The organism is Novosphingobium sp. ZW T3_23 (genome assembly GCF_044987305.1).
In the GTDB taxonomy this organism is placed as follows: Bacteria; Pseudomonadota; Alphaproteobacteria; order Sphingomonadales; family Sphingomonadaceae; genus Novosphingobium.
The window spans coordinates 136,898-157,941 of the sequence record NZ_JBJDRF010000005.1; the positions used below are offsets into that span (position 1 = coordinate 136,898).

Sequence of the window (21,044 nt, forward strand, 5' to 3'; positions counted from 1 at the left end):
TAGGCGCTTGCAGTTAATTTCCCGCTAAATGTGCCGTGATCAGCGCAGTGCGAAGAGTCTTCCGGCAAGCCACCCCATGCCGACCGAGACCAGCACCGCAAGCAGGCCATAGGCGAAGCCGTAGTTCTCGGAAAAATTCGCGATGGCACGCTCGAACCCCAGCTTGCGCACTTCCACCTGGCTGCTGGCCGAGGCGACCACGCGTCCCTGCGAAACGGCGTAAGTCTCGGCAGTGTAGGTGCCGGTCGGCACCTGCGAGGGTAGCCAGATCCGGGCCTGATAGAGCACCTGCTCGCTCACTTTCACGCCCCGCTCTTCCTCCCGATACAGGCGGTTGCGGCGGTTGAGATCGACCAGGCCGTCGGAAAAGCGCGCCTGCTCGGCAGGGTCGATGGCGCCGATGGGCGACAGTTGCAGCCACTTCAGGCCAAGTTCGTAGATCGCGGCGGTCTTGTCGTCGACGATGTCCTTGATCGGCCGGGTCGATGCCAGGCCGTAGAAGGATGGGGCAGAGCGGAGTTCGGTACTGTCGGCGTTGATCCAGATGCCCGCCACCTTCTGTTTTTCGCGCAGGACGATGGACTGGGTCGGGCCTTTCAGCACGACGACGATGTCGTAGTCCTGCGCGGCGCGCGAGCCTTCGGGTGTCAGGATGGCGCCGAAAAGCAGCAGTTCGGTGCCGGTAAAGCCCTGCCGCAAGTCCACTTCGTGCTGGGAGACTTCGGGCACCAGGATCGGATCGCGCGCAGCGCCGAGCAGGACTGCCGCGAAAAGCGCGAAAGCCGGGGCCAGCGCCCGCTTCACAGCGGCGCGACCGTGTATATCTCGTCCGGGCGATAGCCGAGGCCGATCGCCATGCGCCCCGCGACCAGAAGGACGATGATCGCCAGCACGAGGCGCAGCTTCACCGGGCTGGCTTTCTGCGCGAACTGCGCACCAAGCTGCGCGCCCGTGACCGACCCCAGCAGCAGCAGCGAAGCCAGCACGATATCCACCGCATGGGTGGTCATCGAATGCATCATCGTCGTCGCCATGGTCACGAACAGGATCTGGAACAGCGAGGTTCCGACCACCACGTTCGCGCTCATGCCCAGAATGTAGAGCATGGCGGGAACGAGGATGAAACCGCCGCCCACGCCCATCAGCATCGTGAGGATGCCGGTGCCGATGCCCAGCAGCAGCGGCGCCAGGGGGGAAATGTAAAGGCCGGAACGATAGAACCGCCAGCGCAGCGGCAGGCTGGCGACCATGGGATGATGTCGCCGCTTGCGCGCCGCGATCGGCACGCCGGACCGCTCCGCACGGATGGTCTGGATGCTCTCCTTGGCCATCAGGCCGCCGATCCCGCCCAGCATCAGTACGTAGAGTATGTTGATGACGGTATCGATCTGCCCCAGTCGCTGGAGCAGGCTGAACAGGCCCGCGCCGATCCCGGTGCCGATGATCCCGCCCACCACCATGACGCCGCCCATGTGATAGTCCACGCCGCCACGCCGCGTATGGGCGAAGACGCCGGATACGCTGGCGCCCGTCACCTGGCTGGCGGCAGAAGCCGCGGCCACGGTCGGCGGAATCCCGTAGAAGATCATCAGCGGCGTCGTGAGAAAGCCGCCGCCCACGCCGAACATGCCCGAAAGCAGGCCGGTGATCGCCCCCAGGCCAACGATGATGATGCCGTTGACCGAGAGGTTGGCTATGGGGAGATAGACATCCATTCCACCCCTCTCGCTACCGCAGCATCAGCCTCCAGGAAAGCCGGGAATCAGAAACCTGCGGATAGAGTGAGCGCCGGGCCCGATCCGGGATCCGCATCGCCGGCGACACGGAACCGCCAGTCGGCTGCCACTCTGCCGAACGCCCCGCGCCCCAGCGGCATTGTCAACGTGGCCGAAGGCCCCGCGTCGAGCCGTCCGGCCCCTTCCTGCGCGCCGCCCCAGACACCGCCGCCCAACCGCAGTTCCGCCCTGCCCTGGCCCAGGAACTTTCGGTCGGCGCGGAACTGTCCATCCGCGAAGGGCGTGGCGAATTGCCCCCCTACATAGCCCGCCTGTGCGTAGGCCTCGCCCCGCAAGCCACCCGGCATCCTGATGTAGGGAAGCTGAGTTACGAGCATGGCGGCGGGCTGAATGCGCGTGGTGCCGCCCTGTTGGGTAAGCTGCGCCTCCACGGCGGCGATCACGGGCACCCTTGGTAAAGGCCGACCCGAGAGACCCAGTGCCGCCGTCGTCTCTCCGCGCGCCGCGCCCAGGGTCGCAGTCGTTCGCAGGTAGCCGGAAAACTGCCGTGGATCGCCCTGGACCAGCCGGTAGCGCACCACAGCGCCGGTCTGGCTGGCGCCATAGGTCGCGGGAAGCGCGCCGTTGGTCAGTGGTCCGGAACTGCCCTTGCGGACAAGCGCCCAGGCGTCCGACGACCACCTTTTCGGCGGCACGACCGGCAGGGATACCGGCGTCGCGCTGGACGAGGGATAGGGCTGCGCGGCCAATTGCCGCAGCGACGGCAGACCTGCGGGAAAGCTTGCATCCCCGGCCATTCCCGATCCCAGAGTCACCGGATAATCGGCAGCCGCTTCCGGGGAGCCGGCCAGTCGATAATCCCCGTGGAGCATGGAAGGCGAAGATCCCTGGAACGGCGCTTGCCGCTCCACCCAAACCGGCACTTTCACATAGACCGGGTACGCACTGCGCACCTCGGAGGCGGGAGCATAGCCGGGGACGAAGCCGGGCGGCGGGTAAAGGCCTGAGCCTGCGAAGGACAGCGGTCCAGGCATGAAGTCACCCTCGGAGCGGTCCTCCAGGTGGCTCTCATACGTCCCTGACAGAGGTTGCGCATGAACCTTTGCGGCCGGGATCGGCATGGTTATGTCCCAAGCCGATATGCGCCCTCCCATCCAGCCGGCCAGAACGGCCAGCAAGGCGACGAGCGGTTGCCCGCGAAGATGCCGAGCCATGGTCATGCGGCGGCTCCCCCTCCGGCGGCGGGGTGGGCATCATGCCGCGTCTTGTCCCAGACGACCTCTCCGCCACGCAGCGTCTTGATATAGGCGGCCAGGGCATCGCGGCCCGCCATGATGGCGATGTAGTTCGCCACGGGAATTCGAAGGATCGCCCAGATGCCTTCGACGAATCCGTACTCGCGCGCCGTCAGCACGGCTCTCAAAAGGCTGCGCCAGATCAGGCTGAGAAGCCCCGCGCCGATCATCCACTTCAACAGAGGCGGCCCCGGCATCGCCGGTATGTCCCAGCCCAGCGCGCGCGGTATGCCCAATATTCCTTCGACGATCACCAGCCCGTAGCTGCCTGCCAGCACGATGGCGGTAAGCGGCCCGCGTCGATCTCTGAGCGCCATCCAGGTGTCGGCCGGCTTGCCTTCCCAACCGAGACGCTCCCAGCCCTGAAAAGCGATCCCGTGGATCCAGCGCGTCTTCTGCCGGACCGATTCCTTGAGGCGCGCAGGAAAATAGGCGCGTGTGGCAACGAGTTCGCCCTTCTCGTCGCGAGCACGCAGGAAACGCGCGCGGCCACCTTTGCGAGCGACCAGAACGCCCAGCTCGTAATCCTCGGTAAGGCATTCCGCCGCGAATGGCCCCGGGTTGCCGTCCAGCTGCCGATCGACCGCGATGCGTTCGAGCATGTCCCTGGCAAAGCCGCATCCAACCCCGGCGGCGGGGATCGCCGCTCCAAGCGCATCGCGCACGACCAGCGATTTGCTGTGCGCTTCGGCGAATTCATCGACGTAGTGGCCCCCAATCCAGCGCGAGGCGGGTTGCGGCTCTGGTCTCACCGGCAGTTGCACGAAGTCGGCAGAGCAGAGCCCGGCATCGATCACCGCCAGTTCGGCCGCGTGAACCATGTCCTCGGAATCGTGCAGGATCACGCATCGGAACCGCCGCCCGGTCATCCGCTCGTCGTCGCAGAGGGCTTTATAAAGGCGGTTGAGGCAATCGGCCTTGGTGGTGGGGCCGGCGCGATCATGGATGACCACCCGCGCCCGCGAATCCATGCCCGCACCTTCCATCGCGGCACAGACCGTGGCCGGATCGTTGCCGTAGCAGCCGATGTAGAGCGTGAAATCGTCCTGTTGCCATGCTGACAGGGCATGGCGGATCGTATGGCCGATTACCTGCTCTTCCTGCCAGGCCGCGATGAAAACGGCTGCCTTGCCGCGAAGCGGCGCATGGACTTCACTGCCGGAAATACGCGTGGTCCGCGCCCGCCCGACAAGACGGAACCAGATCCAGCAACAGTCCACGGCCAGTTCGTCGAAACTGCCGATCAGCACCCAGAATCCCGCGAAGAGCAGAAGCTCCAGCTCGATAAAGAGCAAGCCGTTCAACGCCTGTGAAGTTAGTTCAACCAGTCCCACCTTAGCCCCCGCCGTGGATCGGATCGACTCAATGCGAGAACAACCGGAGCCCGAGAGAGCTACCGGTTGTTCGAGAATTTCATCGTGTAGGGTGGACTATTGGCAATGCTTTCGGCGCACCAATGAACATGCGTCTATTTCATAAAGTTAACTGACAAGGCTTACGCGGTGAGGGGTCAAGCCTACCAACTGCCGATGTTGGGCATCGAGGCCCAGGGCTCTGCCGGGTCGAGACGGCCGTCCTGGAGAAGTTCCACGGAGATCCCGTCCGGCGTGCGCACGAACGCCATGTGGCCATCGCGCGGCGGGCGATTGATGGTGATGCCCGCGTCGGAAAGCGTCTGGCAGGTCGCGTAGATATCCTCGACCTGGAACGCCAGATGGCCGAAGTTACGGCCACCGGCATATTCCTCGAACGATCCGTCTTCGGCCGGCCAGTTGTAGGTCAATTCCACTTCGGCTTCCTCGCCGGGCACGGCAAGGTAGATCAGCGTGAAGCGCCCCTGATCGCTGGAAAAGCGGCGCGTTTCCTTGAGCCCGATCAGTTCGAAGAAGCGGATCGTGGCGTCGGGATCGGTAACGCGGATCATGGTGTGGAGGTACTTGGTCACGGGGTATTCCTTTGGTTCATCACAGCCACGAAACGGTTCATCATCGGAACACGCGGCAGGCGACATGCTCCGGAGACTTCAGGGAGAAGCTGCGATCAGCGACGATAGCCCAGGCAACCACCGTCACTCCACCTCCTTCTTGCGCGATCCGGCTCAAGCCTGGCTCGTCGCCCTCGGTTCCGCTTGTCGGCATCGGCGGGGCTTCCTATACTTCCGGCCACTCGATGCTAGCGAAGATCAGAAACCTCCTCGGCCGCGCTCCCAGCGCCCGCCTTCCCCAACTGCCCGCAGGACAGCGCGTCTACGCTATCGGCGACGTTCATGGGCGCCTGGACCTGTTCGAACGGCTGATCGAGGCCATCGAGCGGGACGATTCCCATCGCGCGCTCCATCCCGCCAACCCCGCGCAAGGCAAAGTCAGAAGCCTGATCATCCTGCTGGGCGACCTGATAGATCGCGGGCCCAGCAGTGCCGGCGTCCTTGCCCGAGCCCGAGAGCTGGCCGCCGAAAGAGACGTTGAATTCATCCAGGGCAATCACGAGGAGATGCTGCTGGTCTCCCGCGACAAGCTCGACGCATTCCGCAGCTTCCTCAAGTTCGGCGGGCGAGAGACGATCCTGTCCTACGGCATGGATCCGGCATTCGTGCGAGAGGCCGAACTGGATGCGCTGCACGGCGCGGCCATGGACGCGATCCCGCAGGAAGACTTCGACTTCATCGACGGCTTCCAGAAGATGATCCGCCTGGGCGACTATGTCTTCGTCCATGCCGGGGTAAGGCCCGATACGCCGCTGGAGAACCAGCTCGGCCACGACTGCCGGTGGATTCGCGAACCCTTCCTCAGCCACAACGGAGGCTTCGGCGGCTTCGTCATCCACGGCCACACGATCACCGAGGAACCGGATGTGCGGGGCAACCGCGTCGGCATCGACACCGGGGCCTACATGCACGGACGCCTCACCGCGATCGGGCTGGAAGGCAGCGAGCGCTGGTTCATCCAGGCGTGCGAAAGCGATGACGGCATAAGCGTGCAGGTTGCGGCGGAGTTTTAAGAATTGCGTCGTCCCGGACTTGATCCGGGACCGCTGGCCTCGCGTCACCCAACTCTCGGCTAGGCGCTGTTCAGCGAGGTTTCGCCTGAAGAACTGCCAGCGGTCCCGGATCAAGTCCGGGACGACGGTTAACCGTCAGCCTGGTCCAGAAAAAGCACCGGGGAGCCTGTAAGCCGGGTTTTGTACCTGGCGTGGTCTCCCCAAGGAGGGACCTTACGCCGCGGCGGCAGCCATTCCTCTAGGCGACGCATTGCTGCGCCGCTCAAGCGACCAACCCGGGCTGCCTGGGTCCGAAACGAACCCGCCGTTCAAAGACGGCGCGCAGCCCCTATTCGGTCTTGCTCCGAGTGGGGTTTGCCATGCCGCTTTCCGTTACCGGAAGCGCGGTGCGCTCTTACCGCACCCTTTCACCCTTACCTGCCGCAAGGGACGAACCCTGTTGGCGAGGCGGTCTGCTCTCTGTGGCACTTTCCCTAAGCTTCGCCGGGCCTGAAAACCCGACTCGCCCGGCGGGTGTTACCCGCCACCCTTGTTTCGTGGAGCCCGGACTTTCCTCGCGCGCCAAAAGACGCCCGCGGCTGCCCGGCTCCCCGGTGCGGGCGGTCACGTAGCACGGCCGGCGTCGCGCTCCAACAGCAGTTCCAACAGAATCGCGCCGATTTCTCCATCGATCTCGCCATCGATCAGTTCGGGCCGCCAGCGCCGCTGGAATGCGGTTACGGCTGCCCGCCCATCGGCGATGTCGTATCCGAACCGTTCGAGCGCTAGGTAAAAGGCGCCGGGGTTGTCGTAAAACAGGTTCATCTTCGCCGGCGGAATCTTGAGCGCAAGGCCCAGCTCGCCCAGCCGCGCCCAGTCGAAATATTCGCCGGGGTCCTGCTTGCGTGCCGGCGCGATGTCGGAATGACCGACCACATTTCCACGCGGGATGCCGTTGCGCCTGACGATGTCCGCCAACAGCGGAAGGAGCGCTTCCATCTGCGCTTCCGGGAAGGGCCGATAGCCCCAATCGTGGCCGGGATTGACGAGTTCGATGCCGATCGAGGCGGAGTTCACATCGGTCACGCCGCGCCAATAGGATCGCCCGGCGTGCCAGGCCCGCTTGCCTTCCGGCACGAGCGAGGTGACCACGCCCTCCTCGTCGATCATGTAGTGCGCCGAGACTTCCGCCTTGGGGTCGCACATCCGCTCCAGCGCCTCGGTGGCCGATTTCATGCCCGTGTAGTGCAGCACGACCATCGAGATCGGCAGCTTGCGCTCGTTGAAGTTGGGCGAGACGACGGTCCTGTTGACCAGCCAGCGGTTCATCGTCGTCTCCCGCCCCTTTCCATCAGGCTCCGGGCAGCACCGCGCCTAGAACCAGCGCGTCGTCCGCCAGGGCATATTGCAACTTGCCGCCCTGACCGTACGCCAGTTGCTGGATCATCGCTGCGGGCGCGGTGCGGCTGGAAAGATCGCCTTCCGGCAGCGTCCCTTCCAGCGCGCGGCCGATATCGCGATCGAAAGCTATGCGCGGGCCCGCCGCCCGGACGACGATTTCGCTCACGCCGTCGCGGAATTCCGCCGCAAGATCCAGGGTGCCGCCGCGCGGCAGCGCCTCGATGCCGACGAGGCCGAAATTGAGCAGGGTCTTGACCGCCGGCTTGGGCAGCATCTCGCTGCCGAGTGCCCAGTTCAGCACAATGCGGGCATTGTTCGCCACCAGCGCATCGATCAGCGCGCGTGCTTCACTGACGGGAACCATGTCTCCGAAACCGCCTGCGGCTCCGAAGGCAAGCCGGAAGAACTTCAGCTTGTCGGCAGAAATCCGCGCGCTCTGGTCCAGCAGCTCGAAGCAGCGCTGGCGCATCTCGGGATCCTTCTCGTCCGCGAGCAGCTCCAGCCCGTTGGTCAGCGCGCCGACCGGGCTGAGCATGTCATGGCACAGGCGCGAACATAGCAGGCTGGCAAGTTCGAGCGAGCTGGTCGTCATGGACTGGGGACTTCCCTATTAAGCGATCGATGGAGTTCAGGCATTCGGATTCAGGCTGTTAGAAGCCGTCTGTCCGACCATATGGCATGTGATGGGTGCAAATCCATTCCCGGTATCGCGCCAGAATGCAACCTGCCCGTCCGCTATGATCGCCCAAACGCGCAAATCCCCGGTGGAATGTTCGCAATCCGTCGCCGAAGGCACCGGATGACCGACCGGATGGGAGTGGTAATAGCCCAGAACCTTCGCGCCGCCCTGACGCGCCGTCCGGTGCGCCGCGAGCAGCGTGGCCGGGTCGATCTCGAAATGGCGGGTGGGGTCGGCAGCGACGTTGGCGGCCGGAATCGCTTCTTCGATGCGATCGACGCCCTGCCCTACCTCTCCCACGAGAATGCCGCAGCACTCCCGTGGGTGGGCGCTGGCGGATTCTTCATGCAATCTTGCGATCACGTCACTTGTCACTTCGACATTCATCCCCAAATCCTACAGGCAATGGGGGCTTACGAAAACATCATCCAGGGTTTCATCGGCAGCGAAGGCGGCCGTTTGGACAAGGCACTGGCCGACGCCAGCGGACTTTCGCGCGAACGCGTCAAGGCGCTGATGGGCGAAGGCCGCATCTCGCTGGCCGGCAAGCCGGTCTCGCAGGCCTCGCTCAAAGTGGCGGGCGGCACGGCTTTCGCGATCGATGTGCCCGAGGCTGCGCCGGCCGAGGCGGTGGCGCAGGACATTCCGCTCAACGTCGTATTCGAGGACGAATACCTGATCATCGTCGACAAGCCGGCGGGGCTCGTCGTCCATCCGGCAGCCGGCAATCTCGACGGTACGCTGGTGAACGCCCTGCTGCATCACTGCCGGGGCCAGCTTTCCGGAATCGGCGGCGTTGCGCGGCCGGGGATCGTCCATCGGATCGACAAGGACACCTCGGGCCTGCTGGTGGTCGCCAAGACCGACAAGGCGCACGAGGGACTGGCCGTGCAGTTCGCGGACCATTCGATCGCACGCGCCTACCGGGCCGTCGTGTCCGGTCGCCCGATCCCGATCGCCGGAACGGTGCGCGGCGCGATCGCCCGCTCCAGCGTCAATCGCAAGAAGATGGCGCTGGTGGAAGATGGGCGCGGCAAGCATGCAGTAACCCATTACCGCACGCTGGAAGCGCTGAAGAACGCGAGTCTCGTGGAGTGTCGCCTGGAAACGGGACGGACCCATCAGGTCCGCGTTCACATGTCGTCAATCGGGCATTCGCTACTGGGAGACCCTGTATATGGTCGTACACCTTCAGCGATTCGCCCGATTCTTCAGCGACTCGGTTTTACCCGACAGGCTCTTCATGCCGCGGAACTTGGCTTCGTCCATCCCGTTACAGGAGAGAACGTCCATTTCGTCAGTCCGCTGCCCGACGACATGCGGACACTGATCGACGAACTGCGACACTGAAATCGGATAAATGTGCTATCTTGATTAGGTGGCCCCAAGCTAAGACGCCTCGCAAGGGTCTTCGACCGCGGGCCGACCGGAAAGGACGGAATTGTGAGCAAGCAACGTAATCTCCCGGCAGTGCCGGCACTGGGCGGTGAGCAGAGCCTCAACCGCTACCTGTCCGAAATCCGCAAGTTTCCCCTTCTCGCGCCCGAGCAGGAATACATGCTCGCCAAGCGCTACAAGGAGCATGAAGACCCGGCAGCCGCCGGCCAGCTGGTCACCAGCCACCTTCGCCTCGTCGCGAAGATCGCGATGGGTTACCGCGGCTACGGCCTGCCGGTCTCGGAACTGATCTCTGAAGGCAACATCGGCCTCATGCAGGGTGTGAAGAAGTTCGAACCCGATCGGGGCTTCCGCCTCGCCACTTATGCTATGTGGTGGATCAAGGCTTCGATTCAAGAGTACATCCTGCGTTCGTGGTCGCTCGTGAAGATGGGCACCACGGCCGCGCAGAAGAAGCTGTTCTTCAACCTGCGCCGTATGAAGAAGAACCTCGACGCTTACGAGGATTCCGACCTTCATCCGGACGATGTGGCCAAGATCGCAACCACGCTCGGCGTTTCCGAGCAGGAAGTGGTCAACATGAACCGGCGCATGATGATGGGCGGCGATGCCTCGCTGAACGTCTCCCTGCGCGAGGAAGGCGAAGGCCAGTGGCAGGACGTTCTCGCGGATGACCGTCCGCTCCAGGACGAAACCGTTGCGGATGCGGAAGAAGCCACCGTCCGTCACGCGATGCTGGTCGAGGCCATGGATGGCTTGAACGAGCGTGAGCGCGACATCCTGATGGAACGCCGCCTGACCGAAGACCCGAAGACGCTCGAAGAGCTGAGCCAGGTCTATCACGTCAGCCGCGAGCGCGTCCGCCAGATCGAGGTGCGCGCGTTCGAGAAGCTGCAAAAGGCGATGAACCGCATCGCCAGCGACCGTAAGCTTCTGCCTGCGGGCTGAGCTTCGGCTTCCGAGAAAAGAGAAACGGGCCGTCCGAAAGGGCGGCCCGTTTTCTAGTGCCGGCGCGAGATACGGTAACGAGCACCCCACAGCCTGCCGCGAACCCTTCGATCAGCGCACAAGTCCTCGTGCTAACACACCGTCATCCTGAACTCGTTTCAGGATCCAGCGTGCCGAACGACCGACCGTCGATGGTCAGAAATGGATCCTGAAACGAGTTTAGGATGACGAGGGTGAGATGCCTGACGGTGGCTTCAGACCCGGCTGGCCATCCAGGCCGTGCGCTCGGCCTCGGTCAGCGGCAGCGCCACCGAACGCCCTTCCGCAGCGGATCGCTCCGCCGCCTCGATCACCGCCATGACGGCCAGCGACTGGACCGGCGGCACCGGATTGAGCGCCCTGCCCCGCGCCGCCTCGCCAACCAGGCGGTAGAATTCCCGCTGGTCGCCGGGTTCGGCCGGAAGGCGGCTCGCATGTCCTTCGTCATCATAGATCACCACCGGGTCGGGGTCTTCGCCCCAGCCCGGCGCACCCGGCGTCATGCCGGCGAGAAGCTGGCCTTCCTGCACGTCCATGCCGTGCTTGACCGCGCTGCCGCCTGTGCCGTGGACGATGAAGCGCGGCACGCCGCCTGCCACCAGCATCGAGGCATGGAGAACCGCGCGGTTTCCGCCGAAATCGAGAACGACATGCGCCCAGTCCGGACTGCGAGCGCCCTCGCGCTGCATGGCGAGCGAGGCGGTGACGCGATCCGGCAAGCCCATCAGCAGCAGTGCATGATCGACAAGGTGCGGCCCGAGATCGAACCACACGCCGGCGCCCGGCCCGTCACCCTCGCGCCAACGATCGCGGACTTGCGGGCGGAAGCGGTCGAAGTGGATTTCCAGATGCGTGGGATCGCCCACCAGGCCTGCATCGATTGCCTTGCGCACACTGCGAAAATCACTGTCCCAGCGGCGGTTGTGGAAGACGGTGAGTTGGCGGCCGGTTTCCTCGGCCAGCGCGATCAGCGCCCGCGCCTCGGCAAGGTCCAGGGTGAAGGGCTTGTCGACGACGACATGCTTGCCCGCCCGCAGCGCTGCTTCCGCCAGCGGGAAATGCGTATCGTTGGGCGTTGCGATAACGACAAGATCGACTTCCGGATCGCCGAGCACGGCCGACGAATCTTCGTGGATGGTCGCTTCCGGGAAGCGTTCGAGAACCTTGTCGCGGCTGCGGCTGGCGAAGCGGTCGAGTTCCAATCCCTCGACCGCCCGGATCAGCGGCGCGTGAAACGTCGCCCCGGCATAGCCATAGCCAAGAAGGCCAACCTTGAGTGTTTCGCTTGCCGGGGTCATGGTCTTGTCCTTCCGCTCAGGCGTATCGGGCCTGCCACATGCTTGCGGCGATGCTCTCGCGCGTCAATGCTGCGGGCTCGGCAGTTGCGAGCCCCTCAGCTTGCGCCTGCACCGCGACGGCAACGGCGATTTCCAGAGCCACCTCGCGAAGTTCGGTAACGGCGGGTAGCAGGCCGTCGTGGCTGTCGTCGCTGAGTTCCCCCAGACGCCGCGCAGCGACCATGAACATGCCGTCGCTGATGGCGGTGGCCCCGCTGGCCAGCGCGCCGAGGCCGACACCAGGAAAGATGTAGACATTGTTGACCTGCGTGACGCCCGGTGTGCCGAAGGGGCTTCCGGTGCCGACGATCGCCTTGCCGCCGGTCCATTCGAGAACGTCCGCCGGATGCGCTTCGGCACGCGAGATCGGGTTCGAAAGCGGGAAGACCACCGGGCGCTCGACCTTCTCGGCCATCGTGCGGATGGTGCGCTCGTCGAAGGCCGCCTTCTGGCCCGAAGTGCCGATCAGCACGGTGGGATGGACATTGGCGACCACTTCCTGAAGCGAGATCATGTTCTGGCCGCTGACGTTCCAGCCTTCGATCTCGGCGGGATCGCGCGCCAGCTTCAACTGCTGCTGCGGCAGGCGCGGAATGTCGGAGAGGATCAGGCCGTCGCGGTCCACCGCCCAGATTCGCGCGCGGGCCGCCTTTTCGTCGAGCCCGTCGGCCATCATCGCCTGAACGAGCATCTCGGCCACGCCGCTACCGGCGGCCCCGGCACCGAACAGCACCACGCGCTGCTCGATGAGCGGCACGCCGGTCCGGCCGATCGCCGCAAGCAGCGTGCCCACGGCGGTGGCGGCGGTGCCTTGGATATCGTCGTTGAAGCTCAGCAGCCGGTCGCGGTAGCGGACCAGCAGGTCGTAGGCGTTCTTGCCCGCGAAATCCTCCCACTGGAGCAGGACACCGGGAAAGCGATCGTCCACCGCGCTGACGAAAGCCTCCACGAAATCGTCGTAGTCCTGCCCGCGCACGCGTGGCGCGCGCCAACCCACATAGAGCGGATCCTCGCGGCGGGCATGGTTGTCGGTGCCGAGGTCCAGCAGGATCGGCAGGACTTCCGACGGATGGATGCCGGCGCAGGCGGTGTAGAGCGCCAGCTTGCCGATGGGAATGCCCATGCCGCCCGCGCCCTGGTCGCCCAGGCCGAGAATCCGCTCGCCATCGCTGACGACGATCACTTTCACGCGGTCGTAGGCGGGATCGGCCAGGATATCGGAAATGCGGTCGCGGTTGGGATAGCTCAGGAACAGGCCACGCGGGCGCCGCCAGATCTCGCTGAAACGCTCGCAGCCCTCGCCCACGGTGGGCGTATAGACCAGCGGCAACATGCGCGGCAGGTCGCTTTGCACCAGCGCATGGAACAGCACTTCGTTGGAATCCTGAAGCTCGCGCAGGAAGGCATAGCGCTGGAAGTCGCTTTCCTTTTCCTCCAACGCCTTGCGGCGGCGCTCGATCTGGCTGTCGAGCGTGCCGACATGCGGGGGGAGCAGGCCGTGCAGGCCGAACGCGTCACGCTCCTCGGCGGTGAAGGCGGTCCCCTTGTTGGTCAGGGGATCGGAAAGCAGCGCGCGGGCGGCGGCGTGACGGGTGGGGGACATCGACGACCTTCTTTCTTCAGAAACGAAAACTCAACCAGCCCGCGAGAAAATCGGAGCTGCGGTACCCCGCATCGGTCAGCGCGGGGCCGGCTTCGAGATGCTCGTAGCGCCCGGTGAACGAGACGCGCGGCGAGATCGTCCAGACCGCCTGCAAGCGGGCGAGTTCGGCGATCTTGCGCGCCCGGCCGTTCTGGGTGCCGGCAAAGGGTTGGCCGTTGGCCCGATAGACCGCATCGGTGACACTGTCACGCCAGGCGAAGCGGTATTCGGCATTCACTTTCACGTTCTTCAGCGGCGAGAAGCTGAAAGTGGGCGCGAAGGAACGCAAGTTGCTGGGCGTCAGATAGAGCTGGTAGCTGTAGTAGACGTTGTTGCCGAAGGGCGAGTAGGCATTGCGCAGCTTTCCGTCGCCATAGCCGCCCCCACCGCTGGCATAGTCGGCACTGAGACCGATGCGCGGCGCGGACTTCGACGCCCCCAGGCGATAGGACTGCGCCAGCAGCACCTGCCAGGCATCGATCTTCTGATCCATGAACGTGCCCCACTGGTGGTTCACCGTCCAGTCCAACTGGAGCGGCCCGGCATCGCCGTAGACGTGGACCCCGCCATACCAGCGCGTCGCCGGGCCGATCCGCCCTCCCCAGGTGCCGACGCCGTTACGCCGCCGCCAGAGGAAGGGATCGACGAAGAGTTTCGAATCGCCAAGGAAGGTCTTCGGCACTGCATAGCCCAGCGTGACGCCGGAAAAGCGGCGCTCGGGATCGCTCTTGTCGTCGCCGATGCCGTCCTCGCCGTAAGCCGTGGGGCGCAAGTCGAACACGTCGGCGCGCACCGCCTTGCCGCGAACCCAGGCGCGCACGCCGTTCAGCGTGTAATGGATGGTGTTGTTGTCGCGCTGCGAGGTCAGCAAGTTGGGTCCGTCGACGAACTCCTGCCGACCATAGCGAATGCCCGCGTCGAGTCCTGCCAACCGTCCGTTGGCTTCCGCAAAATACTGCTGGGCGACAAGGCCGTTGCGCATACTGGTGGCTGGTGTGCCGAGGTTCCTGCCCGCGAGTCCGGCGTGAGCCAGTTCTCCGAAGAAGCGCAAGTGCGGCCCGACATGCAGGTCCGCGCCCGCCACCAGGCGGCTGATGTCCTGCCGCTGCGCCTCGGCTTCCCGCAAATTGGGATTGGTGGTCTGGTTGACCCGCAGGCGCAACTCGCCCGAAAGCGTGACGTAGATGTCTCCGGCCTCGTTCAAGGGCAGATACTTGAGCCGGTCGAGAAAGTCGTCGCGCTTTCTGTCGTCGGCCATGGACCGCCAGTCCTCCGCCCAGCGGGAGATGCTGTAGCCATTGGTGACGGCGCCGTCGCCATTGGAGGAAACCGGGTAGCTCGGGGCTTTCGCCTCGTCGGCCAGCGCGGCAGTGGGAGCCGTGAAAAGCGCCGAAGCCGGGGCGTAGCAAAGGGTGGCGGCAAGCAGCCGCGAAAGACCAGTCTTCATAGGGGTGTTTCCTGTGCGGGGCCGAAGCCCCGAGGACCGTCAGGTCAGACGAGCACGGGGCTCGGCACAGCGGCGGGCTCGCGATTTGCGAGCACGGCGTTGAAGCGCTCGGTGTCGAGCTTGCCTTCCCAGCGCGAGACCACCACCGTCGCCACGGCATTGCCGATGAAGTTGGTGAGGCTGCGGCATTCCGACATGAAGCGGTCGACGCCCAGGATCAGCGCCATGCCCGCGACCGGCACCGAAGGGACGATCGACAGGGTGGCGGCCAGGGTGATGAAGCCTGCGCCGGTCACGCCCGCCGCGCCCTTGGACGAGAGCATGGCCACGCCCAGCAGCAGCACCTGCTGGCCCAGCGTCAGTTCCACGTTGCAGGCCTGGGCGATGAACAGCGCCGCCAGCGTCATGTAGATATTGGTGCCATCAAGGTTGAAGCTGTAGCCGGTGGGCACGACGAGGCCGACGATGCTCTTGGGGCAGCCCGCGCGCTCCATCTTTTCCATCAGCGAGGGCAGCGCGCTTTCCGAGGAGGACGTGCCCAGCACCAGCAGAAGCTCTGCCTTGAGGTAGGAAATCAGCGAGAAGATCGAGAAGCCCGCAAGCCGCGCGACCACCCCCAGCACCACCACCACGAACAGCGCCGAGGTGACATAGAACGTCGCCACCAGTCCCACGAGATTGGCAAGGCTGCCCACGCCGTACTTGCCGATGGTGAAGGCCATGGCGCCGAAGGCACCGACGGGTGCGGCCTTCATGACGATCGAAACGAGCTTGAAGAACACCAGCGACACGTCTTCGAGCAGCGAAAGCGGGCGCGCGCCGCGATCGCCCAGCATGGCCAGAGCGATGCCGAAGAGAATGGCGACCACGAGGACCTGAAGGATGTTCCCCTGCGTCAGCGAGGAAAGGAACGTGTCCGGGATCATCTCCATGAGGAAGCCGGTGATCGAGGTGTCGTGCGCCTTTTCGGAGTAGGTTGCGACCTTCGAGGCATCGAGCGTGGCGGGATCGATGTTCAGGCCTTGTCCGGGGCGAACCACGTTCGCCACGATCAGCCCGACGATCAGCGCCAGGGTGGAGAAGAAGAAGAAGTAACCGAAAGCCTTGCCCGCAACGCGGCCGACCGAGCGCAGATCGCGCATCGAGGCGATGCCGGTGACGATGGTCAGGAAGATGACCGGTGCGATCACCATCTTGACCAGCTTGATGAAGGCATCGCCCAGGGGCTTGAGCGCCTCGCCCGTTGCCGGGAAGAAGTGTCCCAGCGTCACGCCGGCCGCAATGGCGATCAGCACCTGCACGTAAAGGTGCCCGTACCAGCGCTTGGGCTTGGACGGTTCGTGCGTTTCGGACAACTCTACGTGCATCGGTAAGGCCTTTCTTCCTCTCTCTGGCATGCGCCGGACTTACGCCGATCGCCTGCTGCACCAAAGCTGTTCGCTTTTTCGCTGCGGCCAAAGACATTTTTGCACGCGTCGAAAATGGCGGATTTCCGGGCATTGATAAGGTTTGCATATACGACATCCGGGCAGAAATCGGCACATTGCACTGCCGCAATGTGCCGAAACTTGCACATCCGTTATCGGCGGCATAGACAGGCGAGGTGAAACGCGCCCACGCCCTCTACTGGCTTGTCGCCGCCGTTTGCGCCGCCCTGGTCGCGGGAGGCGTAGCCGGGGAACTGGTACGCCGCCGCGCCGCCTCGGCTTTCGCGCAATCCGTGCAGGCCGATGCCCGCCTCAGGCAAGCCTTGCTCGACAGCGAGATCGCCCGTTTCCGCCTGCTGCCCCAGGCCCTGGCCGACGACCGCGACGTCATCGCCGCTGCCGATGGGGCGCCAGGCGCGGACCGGCGCCTGAATGCGAAGCTGGAGGCTTTCGCACATCGGATCGGCGCCTCCGCCATCTATCTGGTGGGCGAAGACGGCTTTGCGATTTCGGCCAGCAACTGGCGCGATGGCCAGAGCTTCGTCGGGCGCGATTACCGTTTTCGCCGTTACTACCGCGACGCCCTGCGGTACGGCGACGGTGCCCAGTTCGCACTCGGCACCGTCAGCCATCGTCCCGGCCTCTACCTTGCGCGCAAGGCGGCGGGGGACTGCGTGATCGTCATCAAGCTCGATTTCGACCGCATCGAAGCGCAGTGGCGTACGGCAGGCGGCGAGACATTCGTGACCAACCGCGATGGGGTAATCCTGGTCGCCAGCCGCCCGGACTGGCGCTTCGCCATGACCCGCCCGATCGATTCCGCGCGGCAGCAGGCGATCGCAGGCGACGTCGGCATCCCCAGCCTGATCCCGGCGCCCTACAGGATCGACCGCGACGGCCTTCTGCGCAGGCCCGGCGAGACGGCGCGGTTCCTGCTCGCCACCAGCCCGCCGAACCGCGACCGCTGGCGGGTCAATCTCGCCCTGCCGATCCGCGTCGCCGTCACCACGCCGATGCGCAGCGCGCAGGCGGTCGCGGCGATCCTCGCGTTCTTCACGGTCGGTGCCTTGTGGTGGCTCGCCCAGCGCAATCGCCGCCGTCGTGAACGGACCGCGCTGCTCGAAACCGCAGTGGCCGAACGCACCGCCGAACTGCGCCGCGAGATCGAGGAACGCGCCGCCCTCGAACAGCGTGCAGCGCTGCTGCGCGAGGAATTGCGCCTGGCCAACCGGCTCGCGACGCTGGGGCAGGTCACCGCCAGCGTGGCGCATGAGACGGCGCAGCCCGTCGCCGCGATCCGCAACTACGCGCGCTCGGCGGAGCAATTGCTCGACCTCGGCGCCAACGGAGACGTGCGCGGAAATCTTTCCGCCATCGACCAGCTTGCCGAGCGCATCGGCGTGATCACCGCGCAACTTCGCGGCTTTGCCCGCAAGGCCAGCGCGGGTGAAAGCGCGGTGCCGCTCGCGGAAGTCGTGGAGGGCGCGCAATTGCTGCTCAAGGAACGCCTCGCCGCGCTGACATTCGACGTACCCGAAATTCCCGACGACCTGAAAGTACGCGGCGACAAGGTCCGGCTCGAACAGATCCTCGTGAACCTGCTCCAGAACGCCACCGAGGCACTGGGCGCCCGGCCCGATGCACGCATCACCCTGGCTGTCGCCGTCGAGGATGAAAGGTTGCGCCTGACCGTTTCCGACAACGGCCCCGGCATCGCTCCGGAAATCGCCGACCGCCTGTTCACCCCGTTTGCGACCAGCCGCGCCGAGGGTCTCGGCCTCGGCCTCGTGATCGCACAGGACATTGCGCAGGAGTTCGGCGGCTCCCTGCGCCTCGTGCCGAGCGAAACCGGCGCCGCCTTCGAACTCTGCCTGAGACTTGCCCGATGACCACGACCAGTTCGGCTCCCTCTCGCATCGCCCTTGTCGAGGATGACGAACATCTCGCCCGCTCGACCGCGCAACTGCTGCGGCTTGCGGGCTTCGAGGTGGAGCATTTCCCCGCCGCCGCCCCGGCGCTCACCGCCGTTACCGCGGACTGGCCCGGTGTAGTCGTGACCGACGTGCGCATGCCGCATGTCTCCGGAATCGACCTGTTCCGCCAGCTTCACGAACGCGATCCCGAACTGCCGGTGATTCTGGTGACGGGGCATGGCGACATCGAAATGGCGGTGCAGATGCTCAAGGCCGGGGCCTGGGACTTCCTGACCAAGCCCTTCGCGCCCGACGCCCTGATCGCCGCCGTCAACCGCGCCGCCACCGCCCGCGCGCTGACCTTGGAAAACCGCCGCCTGCGCAGTCTGGCCCAAGCCGAGGACGCCCCGGTATTTCTCGGAGAAAGCCCCGCGATCCGCCGCCTGCGCGAGATGATCCCGGTCCTCGCCAATGCCGATATAGACCTGTTCATCGAAGGCGAGACAGGCACCGGCAAGGATCTCCTCGCCCGGCTGATCCACCGCTCCGGCAAGCGCGCACGCCAGCGCTTCCTGCCCATCGCCTGCGCCGGAATGCCCGAAACCCTTGCAGAGCCGCTGTTCACGGGCAGTGGCCATGCCGAACCCGGACTTGTCGCCGCGCATCGCGGCACGCTTTACCTGGACGACATCGATCGCGCCCCCGCGCATTTGCAGGAGCGCCTGCTGCCCTTCGTCGAACAGCGAGCGCTGCGCCGCCGGGACGAGGCCATGCCGGTCGACGTGCGGGTGATCTCCACCAGCCAGACCGCCGCCGAAGGTCCGCCGCCCGCGCTCCTCCCGCCGCTGTTCTACCGCCTCGCCGCGATGCGCCTCTCGGTGCCGCCGCTGCGCGAACGCCGCGAGGATATCGCGCCGCTCTTCGCCCGATTTGCCGGAGACGCCGCCAGCCGCAGCGGCCGCGACCTGCCGCCGGTGACCGCTGCCGTGCGCACGATGCTCGAACGCCACGACTGGCCGGGCAACGTGCGCGAACTCGCCAATTTCGCGGAACAGTTCGCGTTGGGTCTCGGCGAATCCTCCCCCACGCCCTCACCCTCCGTCGCCAGGGGCCTGACCGAACGGGTTGATGCCTTCGAACGGGAAGAAATCGTCGCCGCCGTGCTCGCGGCGAACGGAGAGATCGGAGCCGCCATCCGCGCGCTCGATCTGCCGCGCAAGACGTTCTACTACAAGGTGAACAAGCACGGGATCGATCTGGGGGCTTTGCGCCAAAAGGGGTGAAGAAAAGGAAAAGCAGGGGAGCTTAGCCCCCCTGCACCCCCAGGAATGTCGATGTCACGCGGGCCAACCGCGTCGTGCGCCCACGGCTGCGTCGGGAGACCTATTGGCTGCGCCGCAGGGAGCGCAAGACGGTCCGGCAGCGCGCGACGCTGAAATTCCGAGGGTCTGGGGGATCATCCCCCAGGACTTCCTCTTCCCCTTCAAACCAGCTCCGTCTCGATCCCCAGTCCCGACTTCAACGTCAAAGTCACCGGGGTCCGCTCGGCAATATCCGCAAGCCGGGCCTTCTGCTCGTCATCCAGCCCGACGATCGAGAGCTTCCGCTCGATCCGCATCTCTTCCTTCGAACCCTTGAGCCGAAGATCCACGTCCACCGAAACCAGCGGCCAGCCCTTGCGCGCTGCGTACATCTTCAGCGTGATCGCCGTGCAGGCGCCGAGGCTGGCCAGCAGCAGGTCGTAGGGCGCCGGCCCCACCCCTTGCCCGCCGAGTGTTTCCGGTTCGTCGGCAGTGATCGCGTGGCCGCCGACCATGATCTCGGTGCGCCAGGGGGTCTCGCCGATATGGGCAGTTCCATGTGCCATAGTCTGGTGTTCCTCAGGCCGGAAGGGGGATGAATTCGTGCTCTTCGGGCACGCGGGCGAAGCGCTGTTCCTTCCAGTCTTCCTTGGCCTGTTCGATGCGGTCGAGCGAGGAGGAGACGAAGTTCCAGAAGATATGGCGCTTTTCCGGCAGCGGTTCGCCGCCCAGCAGCATCAGGCGGGTGCCGCCCTTGGCCCTCAGGATCACTTCGGCGCCCGGCTTGAAGACCACGAGTTCGGTCTCCTTGAAGCTGCCGGTCTGCCCTTCCACTTCCACTTCGCCGCCGACGACGTAGATCGCGCGTTCGACATGCTCGGCCTTCACCTGGTAGCGCGCGCCGTCGAGCATGACGATATCGGCATAGACCATGTCGGAGTAGGTCTTGAGCGGCGAGGTAAGGCCGTCGGAGGTGCCTGCGATCACCGTCAGCCGGGTTCCGGCGTCTTCGGTCACGGGAATTTCGTCGGCCTTGTGATGCGCAAAGTCGGGAGCGATCTCTTCCGCTTCCTTGGGCAGCGCGATCCAGGTCTGGAGGCCGAACAGCTTGCCGCCGCTGGCGCGCACTTCGGGAGAGGTGCGCTCGGAGTGGACGATGCCGCTGCCCGCCGTCATCCAGTTGACCTCGCCGGGGCGGATCGCCTGGACCGAGCCGAGGGAATCACGGTGAAGGATTTCGCCCTCGACCAGGTAGGTCAGCGTGGAGAGGCCGATGTGCGGATGCGGGCGCACGTCCAGGCCTTCGCCGCTGCGGAACACCGCCTCGCCCATCTGGTCGAAGAAGATGAAGGGGCCGACCATGCGGCGCTGCGCGGTGGGCAGCGCGCGGCGGACCTGAAAGCCATCGCCGAGATCGCGGACGGGGGGAAGAACGACGAGGTCTACGCCTTCGATATCGGATGAATGGACGGTCATGGGGCAATCCTTCCTTGCGCTTCTTTTGT

Annotated in this window: 20 protein-coding genes and 1 other RNA gene; 5 read left to right on the forward strand and 16 right to left on the reverse strand. The window is 65.2% G+C overall.

Translation table 11 applies throughout. The features are described from left to right. Positions 1-39 precede the first annotated feature (39 nt). The 6 genes from ACI3K3_RS05020 to ACI3K3_RS05045 all read right to left on the reverse strand — a co-directional run bounded on the left by ACI3K3_RS05020 (position 40) and on the right by ACI3K3_RS05045 (position 5,169). Positions 40-804, reverse strand: a complete 765-nt coding sequence (locus ACI3K3_RS05020) for a TIGR02186 family protein (protein ID WP_404912522.1) — start codon at positions 802-804, stop codon at positions 40-42. Continuing rightward, a complete protein-coding gene (locus ACI3K3_RS05025; protein WP_404912523.1) occupies positions 801-1,715 on the reverse strand; it encodes a sulfite exporter TauE/SafE family protein in 915 nt (304 codons plus the stop codon). The genes ACI3K3_RS05020 and ACI3K3_RS05025 overlap by 4 nt, the downstream gene beginning before the upstream one ends. A gap of 47 nt (positions 1,716-1,762) precedes the next feature. Then, positions 1,763-2,956, reverse strand: a complete 1,194-nt coding sequence (locus ACI3K3_RS05030; RefSeq protein ID WP_404912524.1) for a hypothetical protein — start codon at positions 2,954-2,956, stop codon at positions 1,763-1,765. After that, positions 2,953-4,326: a glycosyl transferase family protein gene (locus ACI3K3_RS05035; protein WP_404912525.1), complete on the reverse strand. Its 1,374-nt coding sequence runs from the start codon at positions 4,324-4,326 to the stop codon at positions 2,953-2,955. The genes ACI3K3_RS05030 and ACI3K3_RS05035 overlap by 4 nt, the downstream gene beginning before the upstream one ends. A 221-nt stretch (positions 4,327-4,547) precedes the next feature. Beyond that, positions 4,548-4,976 (reverse strand): VOC family protein, encoded by a 429-nt coding sequence (locus ACI3K3_RS05040; protein ID WP_404912526.1) that lies wholly within the window; start codon positions 4,974-4,976, stop codon positions 4,548-4,550. Positions 4,977-5,016: 40 nt separating this feature from the next. After that, a complete protein-coding gene (locus tag ACI3K3_RS05045) occupies positions 5,017-5,169 on the reverse strand; it encodes a hypothetical protein (RefSeq protein WP_404912527.1) in 153 nt (50 codons plus the stop codon). A 31-nt stretch (positions 5,170-5,200) separates the two neighbouring features. Here ACI3K3_RS05045 and ACI3K3_RS05050 point away from each other — a divergent pair, with 31 nt between their 5' ends. Further along, a complete protein-coding gene (locus tag ACI3K3_RS05050) occupies positions 5,201-6,028 on the forward strand; it encodes a metallophosphoesterase (RefSeq protein ID WP_404912528.1) in 828 nt (275 codons plus the stop codon). 153 nt (positions 6,029-6,181) lie between these two features. On the opposite strand, the gene rnpB is transcribed toward ACI3K3_RS05050, so the two are convergent. The 4 genes from rnpB to ACI3K3_RS05070 all read right to left on the reverse strand — a co-directional run bounded on the left by rnpB (position 6,182) and on the right by ACI3K3_RS05070 (position 8,474). Then, positions 6,182-6,622: RNase P RNA component class A (gene rnpB / locus ACI3K3_RS05055), an RNA gene on the reverse strand. A 9-nt stretch (positions 6,623-6,631) separates the two neighbouring features. Next, entirely contained in the window at positions 6,632-7,336 is a 705-nt protein-coding gene (locus ACI3K3_RS05060; RefSeq protein ID WP_404912529.1) for an N-acetylmuramoyl-L-alanine amidase, read from the reverse strand. A gap of 22 nt (positions 7,337-7,358) precedes the next feature. Continuing rightward, entirely contained in the window at positions 7,359-8,000 is a 642-nt protein-coding gene (locus ACI3K3_RS05065) for a histidine phosphotransferase family protein (protein ID WP_404912530.1), read from the reverse strand. 36 nt (positions 8,001-8,036) lie between these two features. Beyond that, positions 8,037-8,474, reverse strand: coding sequence for a M67 family metallopeptidase (locus tag ACI3K3_RS05070; RefSeq protein ID WP_404912531.1), 438 nt, complete (start codon positions 8,472-8,474; stop codon positions 8,037-8,039). 18 nt (positions 8,475-8,492) lie between these two features. Between ACI3K3_RS05070 and ACI3K3_RS05075 the strand changes: the two genes are divergently transcribed. Both ACI3K3_RS05075 and rpoH read left to right on the forward strand, forming a co-directional pair. After that, positions 8,493-9,437, forward strand: coding sequence for an RluA family pseudouridine synthase (locus ACI3K3_RS05075; RefSeq protein WP_404912532.1), 945 nt, complete (start codon positions 8,493-8,495; stop codon positions 9,435-9,437). A gap of 93 nt (positions 9,438-9,530) precedes the next feature. After that, complete coding sequence (gene rpoH / locus ACI3K3_RS05080; RefSeq protein WP_313437738.1) at positions 9,531-10,433, forward strand: RNA polymerase sigma factor RpoH; 903 nt, start codon at positions 9,531-9,533, stop codon at positions 10,431-10,433. A 254-nt stretch (positions 10,434-10,687) separates the two neighbouring features. Here the strand turns inward: rpoH and ACI3K3_RS05085 are convergent, their stop codons facing one another. The 4 genes from ACI3K3_RS05085 to ACI3K3_RS05100 are packed head-to-tail and all read right to left on the reverse strand — an operon-like array spanning position 10,688 to position 16,265. Next, on the reverse strand, positions 10,688-11,770 hold the full coding sequence (locus tag ACI3K3_RS05085) for an oxidoreductase (RefSeq protein ID WP_404912533.1): 1,083 nt from the start codon (positions 11,768-11,770) through the stop codon (positions 10,688-10,690). 16 nt (positions 11,771-11,786) lie between these two features. Next, a complete protein-coding gene (locus ACI3K3_RS05090; protein WP_404912534.1) occupies positions 11,787-13,412 on the reverse strand; it encodes an NAD-dependent malic enzyme in 1,626 nt (541 codons plus the stop codon). A gap of 16 nt (positions 13,413-13,428) precedes the next feature. Next, a complete protein-coding gene (locus tag ACI3K3_RS05095; protein ID WP_404912535.1) occupies positions 13,429-14,898 on the reverse strand; it encodes an alginate export family protein in 1,470 nt (489 codons plus the stop codon). 44 nt (positions 14,899-14,942) lie between these two features. Next, positions 14,943-16,265 carry a dicarboxylate/amino acid:cation symporter gene (locus tag ACI3K3_RS05100; RefSeq protein ID WP_404912536.1) on the reverse strand — a complete coding sequence of 441 codons (1,323 nt, stop codon included), beginning with the start codon at positions 16,263-16,265 and terminating at the stop codon, positions 14,943-14,945. 236 nt (positions 16,266-16,501) lie between these two features. Here ACI3K3_RS05100 and ACI3K3_RS05105 point away from each other — a divergent pair, with 236 nt between their 5' ends. Both ACI3K3_RS05105 and ACI3K3_RS05110 read left to right on the forward strand, forming a co-directional pair. Continuing rightward, positions 16,502-18,214 carry an ATP-binding protein gene (locus ACI3K3_RS05105; protein WP_404912537.1) on the forward strand — a complete coding sequence of 571 codons (1,713 nt, stop codon included), beginning with the start codon at positions 16,502-16,504 and terminating at the stop codon, positions 18,212-18,214. Further along, the gene (locus tag ACI3K3_RS05110; protein ID WP_404912538.1) at positions 18,211-19,521 is read left to right on the forward strand and encodes a sigma-54-dependent transcriptional regulator; all 1,311 of its coding nucleotides are present in this window, start codon (positions 18,211-18,213) and stop codon (positions 19,519-19,521) included. The genes ACI3K3_RS05105 and ACI3K3_RS05110 overlap by 4 nt, the downstream gene beginning before the upstream one ends. Before the next feature lie 200 nt (positions 19,522-19,721). On the opposite strand, the gene ACI3K3_RS05115 is transcribed toward ACI3K3_RS05110, so the two are convergent. Both ACI3K3_RS05115 and ACI3K3_RS05120 read right to left on the reverse strand, forming a co-directional pair. Continuing rightward, positions 19,722-20,105 carry an OsmC family protein gene (locus ACI3K3_RS05115; RefSeq protein ID WP_404912539.1) on the reverse strand — a complete coding sequence of 128 codons (384 nt, stop codon included), beginning with the start codon at positions 20,103-20,105 and terminating at the stop codon, positions 19,722-19,724. Between the two features lie 13 nt (positions 20,106-20,118). Next, entirely contained in the window at positions 20,119-21,015 is an 897-nt protein-coding gene (locus ACI3K3_RS05120) for a pirin family protein (protein WP_404912540.1), read from the reverse strand. Positions 21,016-21,044 lie beyond the last annotated feature (29 nt).

Bases quoted from the DNA above. Each gene is read 5' to 3' on its own strand.
- ACI3K3_RS05115 (WP_404912539.1), bottom strand. From the start codon at position 20,105: ATGGCACATGGAACTGCCCATATCGGCGAGACCCCCTGGCGCACCGAG.
- ACI3K3_RS05100 (WP_404912536.1), bottom strand. From the start codon at position 16,265: ATGCACGTAGAGTTGTCCGAAACGCACGAACCGTCCAAGCCCAAGCGC.
- ACI3K3_RS05120 (WP_404912540.1), bottom strand. From the start codon at position 21,015: ATGACCGTCCATTCATCCGATATCGAAGGCGTAGACCTCGTCGTTCTT.
- ACI3K3_RS05070 (WP_404912531.1), bottom strand. From the start codon at position 8,474: ATGAATGTCGAAGTGACAAGTGACGTGATCGCAAGATTGCATGAAGAA.
- ACI3K3_RS05110 (WP_404912538.1), top strand. From the start codon at position 18,211: ATGACCACGACCAGTTCGGCTCCCTCTCGCATCGCCCTTGTCGAGGAT.
- ACI3K3_RS05085 (WP_404912533.1), bottom strand. From the start codon at position 11,770: ATGACCCCGGCAAGCGAAACACTCAAGGTTGGCCTTCTTGGCTATGGC.
- ACI3K3_RS05050 (WP_404912528.1), top strand. From the start codon at position 5,201: ATGCTAGCGAAGATCAGAAACCTCCTCGGCCGCGCTCCCAGCGCCCGC.
- ACI3K3_RS05045 (WP_404912527.1), bottom strand. From the start codon at position 5,169: ATGCCGACAAGCGGAACCGAGGGCGACGAGCCAGGCTTGAGCCGGATC.
- ACI3K3_RS05065 (WP_404912530.1), bottom strand. From the start codon at position 8,000: ATGACGACCAGCTCGCTCGAACTTGCCAGCCTGCTATGTTCGCGCCTG.
- ACI3K3_RS05090 (WP_404912534.1), bottom strand. From the start codon at position 13,412: ATGTCCCCCACCCGTCACGCCGCCGCCCGCGCGCTGCTTTCCGATCCC.
- ACI3K3_RS05060 (WP_404912529.1), bottom strand. From the start codon at position 7,336: ATGAACCGCTGGCTGGTCAACAGGACCGTCGTCTCGCCCAACTTCAAC.
- ACI3K3_RS05095 (WP_404912535.1), bottom strand. From the start codon at position 14,898: ATGAAGACTGGTCTTTCGCGGCTGCTTGCCGCCACCCTTTGCTACGCC.
- ACI3K3_RS05075 (WP_404912532.1), top strand. From the start codon at position 8,493: ATGGGGGCTTACGAAAACATCATCCAGGGTTTCATCGGCAGCGAAGGC.
- ACI3K3_RS05025 (WP_404912523.1), bottom strand. From the start codon at position 1,715: ATGGATGTCTATCTCCCCATAGCCAACCTCTCGGTCAACGGCATCATC.
- ACI3K3_RS05030 (WP_404912524.1), bottom strand. From the start codon at position 2,956: ATGACCATGGCTCGGCATCTTCGCGGGCAACCGCTCGTCGCCTTGCTG.